Origin of the sequence: Vibrio sp. IB15 (assembly GCF_016406055.1) — a bacterium.
GTDB lineage: Bacteria > Pseudomonadota > Gammaproteobacteria > Enterobacterales > Vibrionaceae > Vibrio > Vibrio chagasii.
In genome coordinates this window covers 1-20933 of record NZ_JAEFCE010000076.1, presented here as the reverse complement: position 1 = coordinate 20933, position 20933 = coordinate 1, and the positions used below count along the sequence as shown (strand labels likewise).

Annotated in this window: 17 protein-coding genes and 1 pseudogene; 9 read left to right on the top strand and 9 right to left on the bottom strand. The window is 44.9% G+C overall.

Features of this window, described 5'->3' with window-relative positions; all coding sequences use genetic code 11:
* Nucleotides 1-1069, top strand: a pseudogene (locus JC606_RS20665) (IS3 family transposase); the annotation flags it as partial.
* 67 nt (nucleotides 1070-1136) lie between these two features.
* Here JC606_RS20665 and xni read toward each other — a convergent pair.
* The 5 genes from xni to queF all read right to left on the bottom strand — a co-directional run bounded on the left by xni (nucleotide 1137) and on the right by queF (nucleotide 8497).
* Nucleotides 1137-1910 (bottom strand): flap endonuclease Xni, encoded by a 774-nt coding sequence (xni, locus tag JC606_RS20660; protein ID WP_137408255.1) that lies wholly within the window; start codon nucleotides 1908-1910, stop codon nucleotides 1137-1139.
* 93 nt (nucleotides 1911-2003) lie between these two features.
* Nucleotides 2004-3368 (bottom strand): nucleotide 5'-monophosphate nucleosidase PpnN, encoded by a 1365-nt coding sequence (gene ppnN / locus JC606_RS20655; protein WP_102423038.1) that lies wholly within the window; start codon nucleotides 3366-3368, stop codon nucleotides 2004-2006.
* A 287-nt stretch (nucleotides 3369-3655) separates the two neighbouring features.
* On the bottom strand, nucleotides 3656-5221 hold the full coding sequence (locus JC606_RS20650) for a sensor domain-containing diguanylate cyclase (protein ID WP_137408254.1): 1566 nt from the start codon (nucleotides 5219-5221) through the stop codon (nucleotides 3656-3658).
* Nucleotides 5222-5339: 118 nt separating this feature from the next.
* Nucleotides 5340-7598, bottom strand: a complete 2259-nt coding sequence (locus JC606_RS20645) for a tetratricopeptide repeat protein (RefSeq protein WP_137408253.1) — start codon at nucleotides 7596-7598, stop codon at nucleotides 5340-5342.
* A 53-nt stretch (nucleotides 7599-7651) separates the two neighbouring features.
* Entirely contained in the window at nucleotides 7652-8497 is an 846-nt protein-coding gene (gene queF / locus JC606_RS20640) for an NADPH-dependent 7-cyano-7-deazaguanine reductase QueF (protein ID WP_198779334.1), read from the bottom strand.
* Nucleotides 8498-8640: 143 nt separating this feature from the next.
* On the opposite strand from queF, the gene syd reads away from it, so the two are divergent.
* Together syd and JC606_RS20630 are read left to right on the top strand one after the other, a co-directional pair.
* A complete protein-coding gene (gene syd / locus JC606_RS20635) occupies nucleotides 8641-9186 on the top strand; it encodes a SecY-interacting protein (RefSeq protein ID WP_137408251.1) in 546 nt (181 codons plus the stop codon).
* A 4-nt stretch (nucleotides 9187-9190) separates the two neighbouring features.
* The gene (locus tag JC606_RS20630) at nucleotides 9191-9967 is read left to right on the top strand and encodes a Zn-ribbon-containing protein (RefSeq protein WP_004738535.1); all 777 of its coding nucleotides are present in this window, start codon (nucleotides 9191-9193) and stop codon (nucleotides 9965-9967) included.
* A 111-nt stretch (nucleotides 9968-10078) separates the two neighbouring features.
* Here the strand turns inward: JC606_RS20630 and JC606_RS20625 are convergent, their stop codons facing one another.
* From JC606_RS20625 to metN, 3 genes are all read right to left on the bottom strand, one after another.
* Nucleotides 10079-10888, bottom strand: coding sequence for a MetQ/NlpA family lipoprotein (locus JC606_RS20625; RefSeq protein ID WP_198779333.1), 810 nt, complete (start codon nucleotides 10886-10888; stop codon nucleotides 10079-10081).
* Between the two features lie 80 nt (nucleotides 10889-10968).
* Entirely contained in the window at nucleotides 10969-11652 is a 684-nt protein-coding gene (locus tag JC606_RS20620) for a methionine ABC transporter permease (protein ID WP_008222912.1), read from the bottom strand.
* On the bottom strand, nucleotides 11642-12676 hold the full coding sequence (metN, locus tag JC606_RS20615; RefSeq protein ID WP_137408249.1) for a methionine ABC transporter ATP-binding protein MetN: 1035 nt from the start codon (nucleotides 12674-12676) through the stop codon (nucleotides 11642-11644). The genes JC606_RS20620 and metN overlap by 11 nt, the downstream gene beginning before the upstream one ends.
* 240 nt (nucleotides 12677-12916) lie before the next feature.
* Here metN and gmhB point away from each other — a divergent pair, with 240 nt between their 5' ends.
* The 5 genes from gmhB (at nucleotide 12917) to treC (ending at nucleotide 18316) form a co-directional block, all read left to right on the top strand.
* Nucleotides 12917-13468 (top strand): D-glycero-beta-D-manno-heptose 1,7-bisphosphate 7-phosphatase, encoded by a 552-nt coding sequence (gene gmhB / locus JC606_RS20610; protein ID WP_004738542.1) that lies wholly within the window; start codon nucleotides 12917-12919, stop codon nucleotides 13466-13468.
* 43 nt (nucleotides 13469-13511) lie between these two features.
* Nucleotides 13512-13847, top strand: a complete 336-nt coding sequence (locus tag JC606_RS20605; protein WP_004738543.1) for an MliC family protein — start codon at nucleotides 13512-13514, stop codon at nucleotides 13845-13847.
* A gap of 89 nt (nucleotides 13848-13936) precedes the next feature.
* Nucleotides 13937-14881, top strand: coding sequence for a trehalose operon repressor TreR (gene treR, locus JC606_RS20600; protein WP_137408248.1), 945 nt, complete (start codon nucleotides 13937-13939; stop codon nucleotides 14879-14881).
* A 204-nt stretch (nucleotides 14882-15085) separates the two neighbouring features.
* Nucleotides 15086-16510 (top strand): PTS trehalose transporter subunit IIBC, encoded by a 1425-nt coding sequence (gene treB / locus JC606_RS20595; RefSeq protein WP_137408247.1) that lies wholly within the window; start codon nucleotides 15086-15088, stop codon nucleotides 16508-16510.
* A gap of 120 nt (nucleotides 16511-16630) precedes the next feature.
* On the top strand, nucleotides 16631-18316 hold the full coding sequence (gene treC, locus JC606_RS20590; protein ID WP_198779332.1) for an alpha,alpha-phosphotrehalase: 1686 nt from the start codon (nucleotides 16631-16633) through the stop codon (nucleotides 18314-18316).
* 233 nt (nucleotides 18317-18549) lie between these two features.
* Here the strand turns inward: treC and JC606_RS20585 are convergent, their stop codons facing one another.
* Nucleotides 18550-19152 carry a YitT family protein gene (locus tag JC606_RS20585; protein WP_198779331.1) on the bottom strand — a complete coding sequence of 201 codons (603 nt, stop codon included), beginning with the start codon at nucleotides 19150-19152 and terminating at the stop codon, nucleotides 18550-18552.
* Nucleotides 19153-19499: 347 nt separating this feature from the next.
* Here JC606_RS20585 and glyA point away from each other — a divergent pair, with 347 nt between their 5' ends.
* Nucleotides 19500-20750: a serine hydroxymethyltransferase gene (gene glyA, locus JC606_RS20580; RefSeq protein WP_004738553.1), complete on the top strand. Its 1251-nt coding sequence runs from the start codon at nucleotides 19500-19502 to the stop codon at nucleotides 20748-20750.
* Nucleotides 20751-20933 lie beyond the last annotated feature (183 nt).

The window sequence follows — 20933 nt, the reverse complement described above, 5'->3', positions numbered from 1 at the left end:
ACGGTAAGATGAATTGGGCGCAAAATCCAAGGATGAATGTCATGAGCCAATCACCGAAGCCTAAAGAGTCGCCTGCACAGAAAATAAAACGTCTTGAGAAAGAGTTGGAAGACGAAAAAATCAAGAACCTCTTCTTAAATAGAGTGGTTGATATTCTTGATGCTGAGCACGGAACCAGTCTGAGAAAAAAGTATCTAGCCAAGGAGCAAGAAGCCTTCAAAAACAGGAAGGAATAAGTTTAGTTCGGGTATGTAGGCTTTGCGGCATAACAAGGCAGAGTGTTTATCAACGAGAAAAGCGAGCTCATCATCGTCGGTTAGAGCTTAAACCGATTAAAAAAATGGTGTTAGATATTAGGCGTTATATGCCTCGGGTTGGTACTAGGAAGCTCTATTTTTTAATAAAGCCCAGACTACAAGAGCAAGGTATCAAGTTAGGCCGAGATGCGCTTTTCAACTACTTACGCGCTGAGCGATTGTTGGTAAGACCTAAGCGTAGTTTTACAAAAACGACCAATAGTCGGCATTGGATGAAGAAACACCCGAACTTATTAAAGGACTACAAGCCATGTAGTCCAGAGAGTGTCTTGGTGAGCGACATAACCTATGTCCAATCTGATGAAGGAGTTCACTACCTATCATTGGTTACGGATGCGTTTAGCCGAAAAATAATGGGCTATGAGCTGAGTAATGAAATGAAAGCGACGGATGTCGTGAAAGCGCTAGATATGGCTATCAAAGGGCGTCGATATCATCATTCTTGTATTCATCATTCAGATCGTGGACTGCAGTATTGCTCAGGTGTATATCAAGATAAATTGAAAACTAGCGGCATAATGCCTTCGATGACAGATGGTTATGACTGCTACCAAAATGCCTTAGCAGAAAGAATAAATGGGATCCTGAAACAAGAGTTCTTACTTGATAGATGTAAGAATCTTGAGGAGCTTAAACGACTAGTAAAAGAGTCTATCAATATCTATAACAATATGAGGCCACATCTCAGTCTCATGATGAAAACTCCAAATGAGGTGCATGAAAAAAGCCAACAGTCGGCGCTGTTGGCTTAGTAAAAAACTGTCAACGTATTTTAGGACGAGACATGGAACTTGGTATAACAAAGGGTTTTGTATAGAGCTAAGAGCTCGCTTCGTAACGAATATCTTGTAGGTTAAAGCCTAAATCTATGTCTGTTTTGAGAGCAGAGACTTGCTTACACACTCGAGCGGACTCAATGTGTTCATCAAACTTCTTACGATATTTCTTCGGTAAGTCTTCCGCTTGGTATGCAGTTTCAATATCGGGGTACGAAGTTAATATCTCTTTTGCTGCTTTTGGCCCCACGCCAGGGATGCCTGGCACTTGGCTAGAGCTTACACCGGTTAACCCCCAGTAATCTGCAAGCTGCTCTGGTTTTACGCCGAATTCCGCCTCGATAAAGGGCTTATCTAACCAGCGATGTTGGAAATAATCGCGGATCTGCAGGGTAGGCGACAACAGTTGGCAGTAGCCTTTGTCTGTAGAGATGATGGTTACGGTCTCGCCATGGTCTGCAACTTTCTTTGCCAGTGTTGCAACCAAGTCATCCGCTTCATCACCATCGGACAGTAACGAGTCTATTCCTAATTCCCACCAAGCTTGTTGGATCGCATCAAGGCCTTGCATGAGCGGCTCTGGCATGGGTTTACGGTTCTGCTTGTAAGCAGGCAGTACTTCCGCGCGCCAGCCTCGGTCTTGCAGGTGATGATCAAACACCGCGATGATATGAGTCGGCTTAGACTCTGAAGTAATCTTATTTAGAGTTCGAGTTGTCGTGGTGATGGTTCTTGCTATATCGGTTGGATCCGGCTGAGCCGAGTGCACGCGTCGGATGAGATTCAAGGCATCGATAATAACAAGATGGATAGACATAAGTTTCCACTAAATAGGCAATAAAAAAGGGGCTGCTAGCCCCTTATAGTAACGTATCAGTTAGTGAGTTGAAACGTTGGTAACGTAAACGCCTTAATCACGAGAGGCGATTTTATAGCAAGGCACGTAGTCGGTCCCGCCCGGTAGCTTCATTCGATGTTGCTCAACAAAGTCGTTAAGCAGTTGGTCCATTTTGGTCATTAGCTCTTTATCACCATCGATAATGAATGGGCCATGTTTTTCTATCTCTAGAATACCTTCAGCTTTGACATTACCCGCAACAATGCCCGAGAACGCTTTGCGCAGATTCGCCGCAAGGCTCTCTGTTTTCTGATCCATGTGTAGGTCGAGTGCCGCCATCGATTCGTGAGTCGGATCGAACGGCAGTTGGAACTCAGGTTCAATATGCAGTGACCAGTTATAGCTGTAGGCATCGCCGGTCTCTTTACGGTGAGAACGGACATCCGGCATAGCTTGCTTCATGATTTTCGCGGCGCGAGCCGGGTCATCAATCACGATCTCATAATGTTTCTGTGCTTCTGGACCTAATGTCTCGCCAATGAATTTATCAATTGAGCGGAAGTAGGCTTCACTCTCCTTTGAGCCCGTTAATACAATCGGCATTGGCTGATCGGCATTGTTCGGGTGCATCATAATACCTAAGATGTACAACAGCTCTTCGGCAGTACCTGGGCCGCCAGGGAAGATGATGATGCCGTGCGCCATACGAACAAACGCCTCAAGACGCTTCTCAATATCTGGCATAATCACTAGCTCATTCACGATAGGGTTTGGTGGCTCAGCCGCAATGATAGATGGTTCAGTAAGACCTAGGTAACGGTGATCGGTGTAACGCTGCTTCGCGTGACCAATTGCCGCCCCCTTCATTGGGCCTTCCATCGCGCCCGGTCCACAACCGGTACAGATGTTGAGTTCTCGCAAGCCTAGTTCATTACCGACTTCACGAGTGTATTGGTATTCGCTGGCATTGATTGAGTGACCGCCCCAACACACGATAAGGTTAGGTTCGATACCCGGAGTTAATGCTCCAGCATTTCTTAAAATACCAAACACTAGGTTAGTAATATGAGTGGCGTTGGTTAGGTTAAGCCTTTGGTTGTCGGCTAGGTGCATGTTGACGTACACAATGTCACGCAGCACTGAAAATAGGTGTTCTTGAATACCCTTGATGATTTCACCATCAACAAAGGCATGCTCTGGCGGATTGCTCAGTTCGAGCTTAATACCACGCTCACGGCGTACGACTTCTACATCGAACGATTTGTATTTATCGAGCAATTCCTTGGAGTTGTCGGTATGGCTACCCGAGTTAAGTACCGCTAACGTACAGTTACGATACAGTTGGTACAGATCACTAGATGCGGTTTTCTTAAGACGCTCAACCTCAAGTTGAGAGAGTAAATCCATGCTACCGGCAGGGCTAATATGAGTGATCATAGTGCCTCCTTGTTGATAAGAGCAGGGGAGACAGTTAAGTAACCCTCTGACTCGAGAGTGAGAAGCAAACGTTGAAAGTGTTTGGTTAAAGGTGAGAGAGTTAACCAGACGAAACGGATACGACAGCGTTGCTTAATGGATTATATAAACTGCTCAAGAGCGAATATATGGCATTGCTTGCCAAGAATGCTTGTTAAGCGAATGTTAATCATTAGCTTAGCAAACATTGAGGAAATTGGTATGTGATAAGTATTTGAAAAAATGAAATAAATTAAATTTAAGGCCACTTAGTGCCAAACAAGTTGGTTGGTTCCGCGCTGTTTTGCCTTATTTAAAGTTTTATTGAGTCGCTCTAATACTTCTTCTGGTGTATCTGACTCTTTGAACTGAGTACTTGCAGCACATAAAGTTATCGTGATTTGTTGGTCACGGAACTTAAATGGTAAACGGCTTACCTGAGTTTGAATGTTTTGAATCACCTGATGGCAATATTCATCGGTTTGTTCTGGAAGCAATAAGATAAATTCTTCACCAGAAAAACGCGCTACGGTATCGGTAGTGCTGGCTTCTTTGGTGATGGTTCTTGCGATGATCTTTAGGGCTTTATCGCCCGCAGTGTAACCAAAGCTGTCGTTAATCGATTTGAAATTGTCGATATCAAGCAGTACTACACGTAGCGAGTGTTGTGCGCGAATCCAACGGCGGTACTCAAGCTCTAAACGATCGGTAAACGCAGTACGGTTGTACACCTTTGTTAGAGGGTCAAGCAGCATACGCTGAGCCTGATCTTCTAAACGCTTACGGTAATCTTGAGTAACTTCATATAGGGAATCGAGCTGAGTTTTTCCGTAGCTCATTCGTTCGATCAGTGCTTGCTCTTTTTGCTCGGCGTGATTCAACCTTTCAGATAGAGAGGCGATTTCACTGAGTAGAGGATTGATCGACTGTTTTAAGCTATCAATATCCTTCGCTCTCTCAACTGAGCTTTGGCTTTTGCTCACCAGCTCAGTGAGCTCAGAGTTTAGACCTTGGCGATGCTCAAAATAGCTTTGGCTTTGATCGGTATTCTGGTCTGCGGTTTTTATGCTCGATGCGAGTGACGCGTTGAGTTGGTCGATAAACTGCTCAGATTTTTTACGCTCTAGTGTGGTGCCTTCAATCACTAGCTTGAGGATCTGAAGTGTCAGCTCAAGCAGGTTCTGTGTAGAAACACCAAGCAATAGCTTTGCGCGAATATCGGTCAGCACATCACCTGATTCGCCCTCAAAATCGAGTTCGGTAATCAGATGTTGTAATTCGTTTGATAGGTCAGAAAGGAGTTCTTGTTCTGGGCTGTGTGCAGTGTCGGCGAACTGAGAGCGTGAGTTATTCGCCATGATCTTTATGGCACGCTCATAAATACCGAGCAGTTTTATTGCATGGTCGACTTTCTGACTACCATTGCATTCGGAGAAGCTAAGTAAGTTTCGTAGGTCGCGCTTGAGCTGTGCTGGAAGGCCGGTTATGCGTTGCAGCGTCTCCCCACTGTGCTTAATGCTATCGTCCAGATATCCGTTCTGTTTATCCATAGCCAAGGTTTTCTGCTTCAGCATCCTTTCTAGTACTGCCAGCTTTGGGATCATCGAGCTAATATCTTTCTGTTTTTCTAGCTCTTCCCTAAGGGCAATGAGGTTTTCATCTAAATGGCTATTACTGCCAACGCACGCGTCACTTAAAGATGTGACGATTCGCTTTAAAACTTTCTGTTCGCGAATAAATTTGAACGAGGTGTCTCTTTGCGTCAAACGAACTTGCTCCAACTGAAATTTCAGCTGGTGGAGTTGCGCCTGAATGTCTTTTTCAAGAATGCCCATAGATGTATTAATTAGCGCCGCGTAGATCGATCTCGATCATTTTGATGAAATTCCGTTACACCGATAATAACAAAACTAAAAATAAGGTCACGAGTTGCAAGTCTTAACCGCTCGCAAATCAGTCATCTTTTAGCATTTTTTTGATGTTGTCCTCATTCTGATACGAGGATTGTATCTTTATTAACCCTTGATTAATCGCATGTTTACACGCTTCTCTTATGTTACCGGTTGCAAGGCTCGCAGCCGGTGCATTGTCGATAGCTTTGAGGTATACCCATTGGCTGCTGCGCTCTTTGAGACTTATCTCACGCGCCAGGTTTGTCGACATCAGTAGCACATCTAATAACTCTTGATCGTTAATCGCAGTGTACGCGCGTGGCAAGAATGGGTAGTCAGCGATGCCCATGCGAACCGTGCGATTGATATTGCGTTCAGTCTCGAATTCATTCACCCAAGATTGAACCTTTCTGAACATGGCTTCAGGCGATGAATCTCGATCTGAATTAGGTTCGATATAGAGCAGGTTGGCATCCGAGAAGTGGTAGACGCGAGATGGACCTTCCAGTTTCGACTTGAGGAACTCACCGAACGAATCTTCAAGCTCTAGACCTGCTTTATAGCCGTTCTGTGTGTACATATTGCGTAGGAAAGGCAAATCAATCATCACGAAGCGCAGACGGTCATTCAATGGCTCATGAATCAATTCACCCATCTGCCATTGTTCAAAGGTTTGGCTGGTTTGCTCTAAAGAGTTCGACAGTTTGGCGTTGAGCATTCTTAGGTTCGGCAGTTTCGAACGCGAGTGCGTAAAGAGGTCGGTGCGCAGTGAATCCACCTCTTTGGCCAAGGTTTGAATAATGTAGCCTCGGCGTAACACAAAGAAGAACAACACAATGCTGAATAGGAATAGTGCGAACGCGATCTTCTGGAACTTGCGATGTTCAAGTTTGTATTTCTCTAGCTCTTGAGCTTGTCCTGCGTAGTGTAAGGTCTGCTCGGCAAACTCTTTCTGTTGGCGGAATGCATCTTCGCCAACACGGTTGAGTTTTTGCTGCTCTAAAGAGACTAGGCTGTTGTATTGTTTGAGATTAGCGAGTGCCTGTTGAGGGCGACCTGCTTGTTCGTATCCCAAAGAGAGCAAGTAGTATGAGCGTTGTGACAAGCGAGAGTTCTCGACTTGGCGTGAGATCTCGAGTGCACGTGTTGCATGCTTGATAACATCTTCGCTCTCTTGCAGGTGGTAAGCCAGCCCAGCTGACAGCAGCGCAGCGCGACCTTCCAGTTTTGGAATGTCAGTGTACTCGAGCAGCTCAAGGGCACGGGTGAGGTACTGTTCTGCAAGAGGGTAATTATAAAGGCGCAGGTAAGTCGCTGATAAACTTAAGCGAATATCGATGACTTGGTAGATATCTCGGTCAGTACTTTCGTGGTCTAACACATTGAAGAAATGCACTAGGGCAAGGTTGTATTTGCCTTGGTAGAAGTACACATCACCCATTTTCTTTAGCACTTGAGCTAATACTGGCGAATTTTCAAAGTTGTCATAGAAATCAGCGGCTTGAGATAGGTGCTCTAGTGCTTTGTCTAACACTTGGCGCTCAAAGAACAGCTGTGCAAGCAGACGGTTAACTTTTGCTAAGCGTGCACTCAGGTTACCTTCTACTGACTTCCAGTAACCATATAGCAATTCAGACAGAGAGTGATTGTACTCTTTATGGTTCAGGTAAAACTCACCGACTGCGATGTGGTAGTCGATGGATACTTTTTCTGAATAACGTTGGTCTAGGTAATTCTTGGCTTCTTGGTAGTACTTCTCCGCTTCATCGATCTTGTTGTCGTATGACGCAATGTCTGCTTTCAACATGATTAAGCGGTAGGTGATACCTTCCGTTAAACGCAAGGTTTTACTGACTGATTCTAGGTTCGCTTCGATGGTTTCTAGTTCGGCTTTGGCTTTGTCTGACTTTCTGTCATTGAGCCAAACTAAGCGAACTTTTAGTATCTCAAGATCCACCTTTAGGTAGTCGAGCTTGTAGGTTTTAGCGAGTTCAGAGGCTTTTTCGATGTGCTTGATCGCAATACGAATATTGCCAAGGTTGTACTCCGCTTTCGCTAAGATCTTGTAAGCATCAATACTGCTGTTTGGGGTACGAATCGAAGAGTCTGTCTCTTCGCGAGAAATCGCTGAAGGGCTTTTCTCGCGCTGATCAGAAAGGACACGCAGCGTCAGGTAGCTGTTGGCCATTTTTTTTGCTTGGCTTGGTTCTATCTCAACCAAGTTATTGGCTTCGTTGAGTAGCGCCGAAGAATAGACCGACGCATTCACCGAGGTGCTCAAGCTTAAAATAAATAGGCTAACAACGTATAACCAACGCATTTCAGTGTCCTTTAAAGATTAGGTAGGTGCCAAATAAGTGTGTGGTTTGCCGATTATTGGCGAGCCATGCGCTTATTGTGGCTTGGTCTATCTTGCTCTGTTGAACGGTATGGGTTGATATCCAGACCACCACGACGCGTGTAACGTGCAAACACAGTTAGCTTCGAAGGCACGCAGTATTTCATGATATCAGTGAAGATACGCTCAACACATTGTTCGTGGAATTCGTTGTGCTCACGGAATGAAACTAAATAGCGCAGCAGGGCTTCACGGTCAATTTGCTTGCCTGAATATGCGATCTCAACGCTACCCCAGTCTGGTTGATTGGTGATCAAGCAGTTCGATTTTAATAGATGACTGTGAAGTGTTTCTTCCACCTCTTGCTCGCCAGCAGCACCTTCAAGCAGTGACGCTTCAAAGTCGTAGCTAGTGATTTGGATATCTTGATTATCGATACATTCACCTTCCATCGTCACGATAGGCTGGTTGGTGTAGTCGGTTACCGAGTTAACATTCACGATCACAGCTTCGCCCGCACATGCCGACAGATCTTGAGTTAAGCGCTCAGTTACTTGTTCCCAGTTTTCGAATTGAGTCTGGTTGTAGCTGTTCAGATACAGCTTGAAAGATTTTGATTCAATTAAATTTGGGCTCGTTGCTGGGATGAAAACTTCACCTACCGCCACTTGTGGCAGGCCATTTGTATTCAGCCATGAAAGCTCGTACATAGTCCAAATATCATGACCAACAAAAGGCAACTCGCCGTTTAGCGCTAGATCGTCACGATTCAGGCTACGCGGTACTGGTTGCAATAAACTTGCATCGTATTGGTTAGAGTACTCAGTTTTTTGGCCCAGCGTTAAACCCGCTAGTTCTTTTGCGTCAGAATATTTGCTCATACTTTCGTTTCAAATTCGATTAGAATGGGGTCGATTTTACTGAATCCCCTTTACCCTGTCATTACGTCATCGCTTATTAGACAAGCTTATTTGGCAAGGAAAGGCTCAGATTCTATTTATTATTATGTGTTTAGGAGATTTTCATGACTCAACGTGCTCAAGACGCACTGGTTTCTTTTAGTCAGCGATACGTTGACGCGTGGCAACAGCAACACCAAAGCTTACCTCGCAATGAGGAGTTGGTGGACATCGTATCGCCATGCGTAGAAGAAAAGAGCGGTGACGCTGTGTTATGGAAACACTACCCACGTGAGCAATTCGCTGATTTTACTAACGTAGAAACAGGCATCGAGCTAACGCTGCATGAAGACATCAAAATCTTCTATGGCGCTCAATACAGCGCAGATATGAATGCGACGTTTGACGGTAATGAGCTGACACTTTTGCAAATTTGGAGTGATGAAGACTTCGAATGCCTGCAAGAAAACATTCTAGGTCACTTGGTAACGCAGCGTCGTCTAAAGCTGAAACCGACGGTTTTCATCGCAGCGACTGATGCAGAGCTGGATGTTATCTCTATCTGTAACTTAACTGGCAACGTGATTTTAGAGCGCTTAGGCACCAAAAATCGTGATGTACTCGCTGAGACATTGGCTGAGTTTTTAGAAAAGTTACAACCAGCGGTATAGATAGATGTACGTACTAGAACTTCAATTTGAGTGTTTTGATAACACAACGGTAAGCGCTGTCGACAAGGCGGTGAATGGCTTAATGGATGCACTGCGTTATAACGGACAAGTGCTAGGCCGTGAGTTTCCTATCGTGATGGGTGACGGCGAGTTTTACGTTCGTGTTGTCTGCCCGGAGCAAGATAGCTTACACCCCCGTAATCACTCAGATTTTGTGAAAGTGTGCTTAGATCGTCTGTCTAATGCGAGCCTGCTTACTCCTAAAATGCGCTTGCTGGGTCGAGATTTGAACTCAGAAGAAGTGGCTGAAGATGAAGCGCCTAGTTGGCAAGTACTGTACACCACCTTTGTGCATACCTGTTCACCGCTACGCAGTGGTGATAGCTTGTTGCCGATCCCACTATACCGTAATCCACCTACCTTTAATGGCGACCATAAAGCCGTGCTGAAATGGCAGACGGAATGGCAAGCCTGTGATGAAGTACAAATGGGTGGTGGTTGTCGAGCTGAACACGCGACCTTGACGGAAATCAGCGATACCAAAAGCGTACTGTTTAAACGCGGTTGGGGCTTAAGAGGGCGTATCGAGTATCTGACTAAGATTCCTACTTACTACTACTTGTACCGTGTAGGTGGCATTAGTTTGAAAGACGAAAAAGAGCGTAAATGTCCGCAATGTGGTGGCGAATGGCTGCTAGATGCGCCGATCCACGATATTTTCTATTTCAAGTGTGATGATTGCCGTTTGGTATCAAACATCTCTTGGGATCAGCTAAAGTAACGACGGTGTTCTTAGCACGATAGGCTCATGAGTGAGCTTCGAGTGATCGAAAAAGGGGCTGACACAATGTCAGCCCCTTTTGGTATCTATAGGGTAGTGAAGCGAGGCAGATTACCAGCCTTTAACTACGCCACCTTGGAAGATGTCAGAAGCTGCGTTGTACACTTCTTCAGTTTGGTAAGCTTTAACGAAGTTTTGTACGTTCTCAGCGTTTAGGTTCTCTTCACGAGACACGATTAGGTTCACGTATGGAGACTCTTTGTCTTCAACGAATACGCCATCTTTTTGTGGAGTCAGGTTGATAGAGCTCGCGTAAGTTGTGTTGATGACAGACAGAGCTACGTCATCAAGAGAACGTGGTAGTTGTGCTGCGTCTAGCTCAACAATCGTTAGGTTCTTAGGGTTCTTAACGATGTCACGTACTGTTGCTAGAAGACCAGCGCCTTCACGAAGCTCAAGTAGACCTTGTTGCTCAAGAAGCAGTAGAGAACGACCTAGGTTTGTCGGATCGTTTGGTACAGCGATGCGCGCGCCATCTTGGATTTCATCTACCGATTTCACTTCTTTCGAGTAACCCGCAATTGGGTAAACAAACGTGTTACCAGCGATTGTCAGTTTGTAACCACGGTCAGCCACTTGCTGATCTAGGTACGGTGCGTGTTGGAATGCGTTGATGTCGATAGAACCGTCATCTAGTGCTGCGTTTGGTGTTACGTAATCAGTGAACGTTACTAGTTCAACATCTAGGCCGTACTTCTCTTTCGCTACTTTAGCTGCAACTTCTGCAACCTGAGCTTCAGCACCTGCCATTACACCCACTTTTACTTTAGAAGTGTCGACTTCTTTATCACCACAACCTGCTAGAACTAGCGCTGAAGCTGCCGCTGCGATAGTTAGTAAACCTTTAAGGCTAAATTTCATAATAATCTCCTTTTAATAAATCTATTTAATTTGGTTCAGACGACTCTGTTCTTAGATTGTTTGCGTGTAAACGCTGAGTCTTATCTGTGGTCAACACGGCGAACTAATGAATCACCGATCGATTGAATAATTTGTACAAGCACAATCAACATCACTACGGTCACTGCCATGATGGTCACATCGTAACGGTGGAATCCGTAACGAATAGCCACATCGCCTAGGCCGCCACCGCCAACTGTACCTGCCATTGCTGAGTAGCTCACTAGGGTAACGAGTGTGATGGTTACTGAGTTGATAATAGTCGGTAGTGCTTCAGGAAGCAGAACTTTGCTAATGATTTGTGTTGGTGTCGCGCCCATTGATTGCGCTGCTTCTACTAGACCTGTTGGTACTTCAAGCAGTGCACTTTCGATAAGACGAGCAACAAATGGGATTGCGCCAATAGTCAGTGGAACAATTGCCGCTGTTGTACCGATAAAGGTACCAATCAGCATCTTAGTCAGTGGGATAATCGCAACCATCAATACCAAGAAAGGTACTGAACGGCCTACGTTGACTACCGCACCAAGAATTTGGTTAAGCTTAGTGTTTTCTAGCAAACCGCCTTTTTTGGTGGTGTGTAGAATCACGCCTAGGGGAATACCGACAGCAAAGCCAACAATGCCTGCCACAGCAACCATGTAAAGTGTTTCGCCAGTTGCTTCTAATAGAAGGTTACCGTTAAGGCTGATCCAGTCAGCAATCTCGTTGAAACTAAAGGACATAACCAAGCACCTCTACTTTTACATTGTTATCGCGTAGGAATTGGATAGCAGCATTATCATCTACTTCGTTGCCGAACAGTTCAGCCACCATCATGCCGAACTTCACGCCGCCAGCGTAATCAAGGTCAGAACTTAGAATGCTGACATCGATATTAAATTTACGAGCGATTTGCGTCATTAGCGGAGCATCAACGGTTGCACCTGTGAACTCCAGGCGTACCAGAGGGTAACTGCCATCTACTCGAGTTTCTTGTAAGCGCGCTTGGTAATCTTCAGGGATTGTTAGATCTAAGGTTGAACGAATAAATTGATGCGCTAACTCAGTCTTAGGATGCGCAAAGATATCGCCAACCGTGCCTTTCTCTACCAATTCACCACCACCGATGATCGCCACTTCGTGACAGATGCTCTTAACCACATCCATTTCATGCGTAATAAGCAGGATAGTAATGTTTAGCTTGCGGTTGATTTCACGCAGCAGTTCAAGAATCGATTGAGTGGTTGCGGGATCCAGAGCACTGGTCGCTTCATCACACAGTAGTACTTTCGGGTCTGATGCCAATGCACGAGCAATCGCGACACGCTGCTTTTGACCGCCACTTAGGTTTGCAGGGTAAGTATCACGCTTGTCTGCAAGGCCTACCAGTTCAAGGAGCTCGCTGACTTTCGCTTCGATAACCGCTTTATCTTTACCAGCTAGTTCTAGAGGTAGTGCTACATTGTTAAATACAGTACGAGAAGACAGCAGGTTGAAGTGCTGGAAAATCATGCCGATGTTACGGCGTGCTTCGCTAAGTTCTGATTTGCTCAGTTTTGTTAGGTCGATACCGTCAACAATCACTTCACCTGAAGTTGGGGCTTCCAACATATTTACACAGCGGATTAGGGTACTTTTGCCTGCACCTGAAGAGCCGATGACTCCAAAGATTTGACCTTGAGGAATGTGGAGGTTGATATCAATTAAGGCATTGATTTCTTTAGTGCCTTGATAAAAAACCTTATTGACTTGATTCACTTTAATCATAGAGAAACCCGTGCAGGTAGAACAGAATAATATGTCGATAGCTCGCTCGATTTACAGATGATGCTATGGTGTTCCGTGATCTAAGTCAATAGATATTTTTACGTCTAGACGGCTAAACGTCGATTGTATTGCTGAGATGGAAACAAATCGTTAACGAACGCAAAACTAAATAGATAGTGATGAAGCAAATAAAGCGTGTAATAATTAATGATTAATAGAGAGTTGATAGAGAACAAAATTTTGTCTAAACCTGCTGTTTTTTTAGATCGTGATGGTGTGATTAACGTTGATCACGGCTACGTACATGATGAGCATGATTTTGAATACATCGATGGTGTGTTTGAAGCGGCGAAAGCGTTTAAAGATATGGGTTATTTATTGGTGCTTGTGACGAACCAGTCTGGTATTGCTCGTGGCATGTTTAGTGAAGACCGTTTTCTCTCTTTAACGCAGTGGATGGATTGGAACTTTGTCGATAATGGCGTTGAGCTAGATGGTATTTACTACTGCCCTCACCACGCTGAACACGGCATTGGTGACTACAAACAAGATTGTGATTGTCGTAAGCCAAAGCCTGGCATGTTCATTTCCGCGCGTGACTTTCTAAAGATTGATATGGCTAACTCTGTGATGATCGGCGATAAAGCTGAAGACATGATGGCTGCAGAAGCGGCAGGTGTTGGCACTAAGGTATTGGTAAGAACCGGTAAACCAATCACTGAAAAGGGTGAAGCCTTGGCAAGTGTTGTCCTTGATAGCATTGCGGACGTGCCTGCTTTCCTAAAAGGCTAAGACATTTCACTACCTTCAATGGTATAAAGATGAGGAACGAAGTATGAAAGCTATGTTAGTAGCATCTCTATGTACGGTAGCACTAATGGGTTGCTCTAAGTCAGCAGCGCCTGACAGTGCTACATCGGACAATCAATTCGTGACTTATCAATGTGAGTCTGACGTTTCATTTGAAGTGGCTTACCTTGATAATGAAAAAGCGGTATTACGTTTACCTGAAAATGAATACCGCCTGACTCAAGTAGCGGCTGGCTCAGGAACCAAGTACATCTTAGATGATGGTACTGGAGAGTTAATCAACAGCGTTACTTTACGTACCAAAGGTGATAACGCACGCCTAGAACTTGGTCGTGTGGTGTATCGAAACTGCAGCAAGTAAGCCATCTTTAATCGCTAAGATTTACAAACAGTTAAGTGAGGGTGGATGCCCTCACCGCTTCTTTTCCTTCCTTTGACGTTAGACCTTTTATGAGCAAAAAACTCACTATTCTTGATATTGCTAAGCTGTCTGGTGTTGGTAAGTCGACCGTATCTCGCGTTCTGACCAATGATCCTAAAGTGAAACCTGAAACCCGTGAAAGGGTAGAAAGAGTAATTCAAGAATCTGGGTATACGCCTTCAAAGTCTGCGCAATCGATGCGTGGTGGTAGCCAAAAAGTGATTGGCGTGATCATCTCTCGTTTGGATTCTCCTTCTGAAAACAAAGCCGTCAGCACCATGCTGTCTGAGTTGTACCAAGCGGGCTACGATGTGGTGATCATGGAAAGCCAGCTCGACAGAGAAAAAGCCAACGAGCACCTACAAGTTCTAAAGCGTCGTAACGTTGATGGCATCATTGTGTTTGGCTTCACGGATTGCGATATCCCCGCGATCGAAGCGTGGGGACATAAAGCCGTGGTCATTGCGCTGGACACTGAGAACGTAACCTCGATTAACTATGACAACCAACAGGTGATCAATAGGGCGTTGGCGTATTTAACGGATCAGGGGATCTCTGATGTTGGTTTCATTGGGGTTGATCCTAGCGATAAATCAACCGGTGAACTTCGTCTAAAAGCTTACCTAGATTGGTGCGAGGACAGTAGAGTGATAGCGAACTATCGTACTGGTCAACTTCATCATGAAAGCGCTTATCAGTTGGTGGATGAGGTACTCACTCCAACGACTCAAGCGATTGTCTGTGCCAGTGATACTCTCGCTCTTGGGGTCATCAAACGCTTGCAAGAACGACAACGTGAAGATGTGGTGGTGACTGGTGTCGGCGGTAACGATCTTCTTTCTTTCCTATTCCCTCGGGTCTTTAGTATTGATCCGGGCTACCAATCAGCGGGTAAACTAGCTGCTAATCTATTGATCTCTCAACTTTTAGGTAACACAGAGATCTCTCATCACACCCAATCACCGATTCAATAATCCATTCAACTAAGCGAAACTGAACTGCTTAGATTAAAATTAGACTGTGATCTCTTTCAATTAATGGGACTGTTCCCATTTTAATTTATCATTCAGCTAGGCATTATAATAACCACTTTTGGGAATGTTCCCATTGATCTAAATCTGAGTGGTTATTACTCAATGATTTAGATGAGTCATTGAATAAAACCAGGGTGGGGTAGTATGAGTAAGATAGCGAAGCAAGACATTGCGCGTCTTATCGAGTTAGTTGGTGGTAAAGAGAATATTGCGAGTGTCAGCCACTGCCTGACTCGACTACGTTTCGTATTGAATGAGACAGATCAGGCAAATAAAGCAGAACTCGAAAAGCTCAAGCTAGTAAAAGGCTGCTTTACTAATGCAGGCCAATTTCAAGTGGTGATTGGCACCGAAGTTGACGAAGTGTATGCACTGCTGATTGAGCAAACGGGCAAAGAGGCCTCATCAAAGGATGAAGCGAAATTGGCTGCTCGTCAGAACATGAACTTCCTTGAGCGTGGTATCTCCCATTTAGCCGAAATTTTTGTGCCACTGCTGCCTGCCATTATTACTGGTGGTTTGATTCTTGGTTTCCGTAATGTGATTGGCGACATTCGCATGTTCGATGGCAAAACCTTAGTTGAAATCAGCCAATTCTGGGCAACCGTTCACTCTTTCTTATGGCTTATTGGCGAAGCGATTTTCTTCTTCCTACCGGTTGGTGTGTGTTGGGCGACGGTTAAGAAGCTCGGCGGAACCCCTATTTTGGGTATTACGCTCGGTGTGACCTTAGTGTCGCCGCAGTTGATGAACGCTTACATGATAGGTAAAGCCGTTCCTGAAGTGTGGGACTTTGGCTTTTTCGTGATTGAGAAAGTTGGCTATCAAGCACAGGTGATCCCTGCGATGCTCGCGGGTGTGGCATTAGCCTTCATTGAAACCAACCTTAAGCGCATCGTGCCTGCTTACTTGTACCTTGTGGTTGTGCCATTTGTATCGATCATTTTGTCTGTGATTCTGGCTCACGCCTTTATTGGTCCATTCGGCCGTATGCTAGGTGATGGCGTCGCATTTGCAGCGAAAGTGGCCATGACCGGTGACTTCGCGATTCTTGGTTCAGTGGTATTTGGTTTCCTTTACGCACCTTTGGTTATCACGGGTATTCACCACACAACCAACGCAGTGGATTTGCAGTTGATGCAAGACTTAGGCGGCACGCCAATCTGGCCTTTGATTGCGTTATCTAACATTGCACAAGCTTCAGCGGTTGTTGGCATCATTATTTTAAGTAAACGCGAAGGTGAACGAGATATCTCGGTTCCAGCTGCAATTTCTGCCTACCTAGGCGTAACAGAGCCTGCGATGTACGGTATCAACCTTAAATACAAATTCCCAATGTTGAGCGCAATGATAGGTAGTGCCGCAGCAGCCGCTATTTGTGGTAGCGCAGGCGTGATGGCGAACGGCATCGGTGTGGGCGGCTTGCCAGGAATCTTGTCTATTCAACCGCAATATTGGTCTGTTTATTTAGTGGCGATGTTGGTAGCGATTGTATTGCCAGTGACTTTAACGCTGTTCTTCTACAAGCGTGCACAGTCAAAAGGTGAGCTCGAAACAGCAAACGCGTAGCGCATCTTAATAAGCGGTGATTTCAATCCAGTCATCGCTTTTTCCCTTAGAAACGACTTCTATCGACCATGTGAACATGGTGATTTTTATTTATTATTTTTTGGTAAGTGAGTGTTAGAGATGGCGATAACTGAACATGATGAAAGCTGGTGGAAAACCGCAACCATCTATCAAATCTACCCAAAGAGCTTCTGTGACAGTGGCAGCAAAGGTACTGGTGATATTAAAGGGATCATTTCGAAACTGGACTACCTCAAACACTTAAGTGTTGATGCGATTTGGTTAACGCCAGTATACGCATCACCAATGATCGATAATGGCTACGACATTTCAGATTACTACGCGATTAACCCTCAATTTGGCACCATGGAAGATTTCGACCTGTTGCTGGCTGAAGCGCATCAGCGTGGTATTCGTATCGTGATGGATATTGTGGTTAACCATACTTCCACTGAGCATGCATGGTTCCAATCCGCATTGGGTGATAAAAACAGCCCTTATCGTGATTACTACATCTGGAAAGATCCTGTAAACGGCGAAGCACCAACTAACTGGCAATCCAAGTTTGGCGGTAATGCATGGGCGTTAGACGAAGCGACTGGTCAATATTACTTTCACCTGTTTGCCAAGGAGCAGGCCGACCTGAACTGGGAGAATCCGGTCGTACGTGAAGAAGTGAAAGACGTTATTAGCTTCTGGGCTGAGAAGGGCGTCGATGGCTTCCGCTTGGACGTGATTAACCTGATTTCAAAGCAGCAAGATTTCCCTAATGATGATATCGGTGATGGTCGCCGTTTTTACACAGACGGCCCACGTGTGCATGAATATCTAAAAGAGATCAGCGAAGCGGTATTCCAGAAGTATGGCAGCGTGACAGTAGGCGAGATGTCCTCAACTACATTGGAGCACTGTCAGCAGTATTCGAACATTGATAACAGCGAGCTATCGATGGTGTTTAACTTCCACCATCTTAAAGTGGATTACACCAATGGTGAGAAGTGGACCAATGCACCATTTGATTTCTTGCAACTCAAATCGATCTTCAACCATTGGCAAACGGGCTTAAATGGAAAAGGTTGGGGCGCGCTGTTTTGGTGTAACCATGACCAACCGCGAGTGGTGAGCCGTTTAGGTGATGATAAGAACTACCGTGTTGAGTCGGCTAAAATGCTGGCTGCGTCTGTCCACATGATGCAAGGCACACCTTATATTTATCAAGGTGAAGAGATTGGTATGACGAATCCAGGTTATACCGAAATTAGCCAGTATCGCGATGTCGAGAGCACTAACATGTACGACATCATGGTCAATCGCGATGGTGTGGAGCATAAAGATATGATGGCGATTCTAGCGCAGAAGTCTCGTGATAACTCTCGTACTCCGATGCAGTGGAACAGCGAAGCATTCGCGGGCTTTTCAAAAGCTCAGCCATGGCTGGATGTTGCGAACAACTACCCTGAGATCAATGCAGAGCAAGCACTGGAAGATAAAGACTCGGTGTTCTATTTCTACAAGAGTTTGATTGAACTTCGTAAAGAAGTGCCTGTGATTACTCATGGTAGTTATCAAGATTTGCTACCTGAGCACCCATCAGTATTTGCGTATTCTCGTGAGACTGAAGAGCAGACTCTGCTGTGTATTAATAACTATTATGGTGAAGAGACGGAATGTGCTTTACCTGAGCGTTTTGATATGACGAATGCCAAGTGTGTGCTTTCTAACTATCAAGAGGCAGACGATTCAGTAACATCGCATCATCAAGTCTTGCGTCCTTACGAAACTCGTATTTTGTTGATTGAGGGCTAGGTAGTCAGCTCACTTTCTTAAGGTCTATCTAATCATAAAATAAAGCTCATGACCTTCAGTACCCCAGTTGGTCATAAGTTTGCCAACAAGGCTTTGGATTGCTCCACTTACATTAATTCAATCTGGCTAATCTTTAAGTGAGCTATTTGTGCTGGATAGGGTGCGCAAAAGGTAAATACTAGCTGTTTTCGTTATGAAAAACAGCTAGTAATTCATTGATTGGATAGCTGGTGTTAAGACGCGTAGTTCACCGAATAGCGTGTAGGCTTATGATTCATCGCTAGTACGATATTCAGTACTGCTGTACCTAGCACTGACACTGCAATCACCCAAGGCGATACAAAGAAGAACGAGGCAAACAGAATACACGCGTCGATCGCCATTTGAGTTTTACCCACTGAGATGCCGTAGCGATCTTGAATAAATAGACACAAGACGTTGAAGCCACCTAGGCTAGAACGGTGGCGGAACAGAATCAGCATACCCAAGCCCATCAATAAACCACCGGCAACGGCACAGTAGATCTCATTATGAACTTCGAGCGAAATAACCAAGTATAAATGATCGGCAAACACAGACACTAAAGCACCGGAAATCGCACTGCTGATCGCAAAGCTGTGACCAAAACGTTTCCACGCCAATAGATAGAATGGACAGTTAGCGGCAAAGTATAAAATACCAAAGGTTACAGGCAAAAATTGACTCAACAGTAGAGCCAGACCAGTAGTGCCTCCGGTAAGCAGATTCGCAGACTGTAAAAAGAAGACGCCTAACGCTACTAAAAACGTGCCCGTCAGGACTGCAATCCAATCTTCTTTACGTGAGTGTTTTTCCATCGTTTTAATAATTACCTAATCAATAAAGGCGTGCATAGTAGAGAAAAACTTAAGCTTTCGGTAGCTAGAGGGGCAAAATTAAGGTAAACCTATGTAATCTGCGTTTTACAGGGTGTAAATCGTAAAATTGACAGTAAGGAACATCTTTGGTTGGATAAGCCCGATAACCATGATGAATCTTATTTGTGATTATGAAAAAACGGCATGATAAAATTGCAATTAGCTCTTTATGACCTAGATCAAATTATGTAGAATGCGTCACATCAAAACGGTGACGGAAACGTTTGCTTTCGGTCGTTGTGTGGTTTTTTTGAAACTTTCAGTACAATCTGAGTCAGGAGATACAGATGCTTAAGCGTGACATGAACATTGCTGATTACGATGCGGATCTATTCGCAGCTATTCAAGAAGAAACTCTTCGTCAGGAAGAGCACATCGAACTTATCGCTTCAGAAAACTACACAAGCCCACGTGTAATGGAAGCTCAAGGTTCTCAGCTAACAAACAAATACGCTGAAGGCTACCCAGGCAAGCGTTACTACGGTGGTTGTGAGTACGTAGACAAAGTTGAAACTCTAGCAATTGAACGTGCATGTGAGCTGTTTGGTGCTGAGTACGCAAACGTACAGCCTCACTCAGGTTCTCAAGCAAACAACGCTGTATACATGGCGCTACTAAACGCAGGCGACACAGTTCTAGGTATGAGCCTAGCGCACGGTGGTCACCTAACTCACGGTTCTCCAGTAAACTTCTCTGGTAAGCTTTACAACATCATCCCTTACGGCATCGACGAAGCAGGTCAAATCGATTACGAAGAGATGGAAAAGCTGGCTATCGAGAACAAGCCTAAGATGATCATCGGTGGTTTCTCTGCTTACTCTCAAATCTGTGATTGGAAGCGCATGCGTGAAATCGCGGACAAAGTAGGTGCTTACCTATTCGTAGATATGGCTCACGTAGCGGGTCTAATCGCGGCAGGTGTTTACCCGAACCCTGTTCCACACGCGCACGTTGTTACAACAACAACGCACAAAACGCTAGCAGGCCCTCGTGGTGGCCTTATCCTTTCTAACGAAGGCGAAGATCTTTACAAGAAGCTGAACTCAGCAGTATTCCCTGGCGGCCAAGGTGGTCCTCTAATGCACGTTATCGCTGGTAAAGCAGTAGCGTTCAAAGAAGCACTAGAGCCAGAATTCAAAGAGTACCAAGCACGCGTAGTTGCTAACGCAAAAGCAATGGTTGCTGAATTCCTTGAGCGTGGTTACAACATCGTTTCAGGTTCTACAGAGAACCACCTGTTCCTAGTTGACCTAATCAACAAAGACATCACAGGTAAAGAAGCAGATGCAGCACTAGGTGCAGCAAACATCACAGTAAACAAGAACTCAGTACCAAATGATCCACGTAGCCCGTTTGTAACGTCAGGTATCCGTATTGGTTCTCCTTCTATCACTCGTCGCGGTTTCTCAGAAGCAGACGCGAAAGAGCTAGCGGGTTGGATCTGTGACATCCTAGATAACATGGGTGATGAGTCTGTTATCGAAGCAACTAAAGCAAAAGTATTAGAAATTTGTAAGCGTCTACCTGTTTACGCTTAATTTTTTCTGCGTAGAGTGAACGAATTTCTGTGTCGCACATACTCATTTGCTAGCGCAAACTCCGTGTGAGCTCCTTGAACTTCGCTCATCTACTTTGAAAAATGATGATACTAGAGGCTCCTTTAATAGGCTGTCTCTTATACACAAATCCCTAAGCCACGCTTGGGGATTTTTTTTGAACTA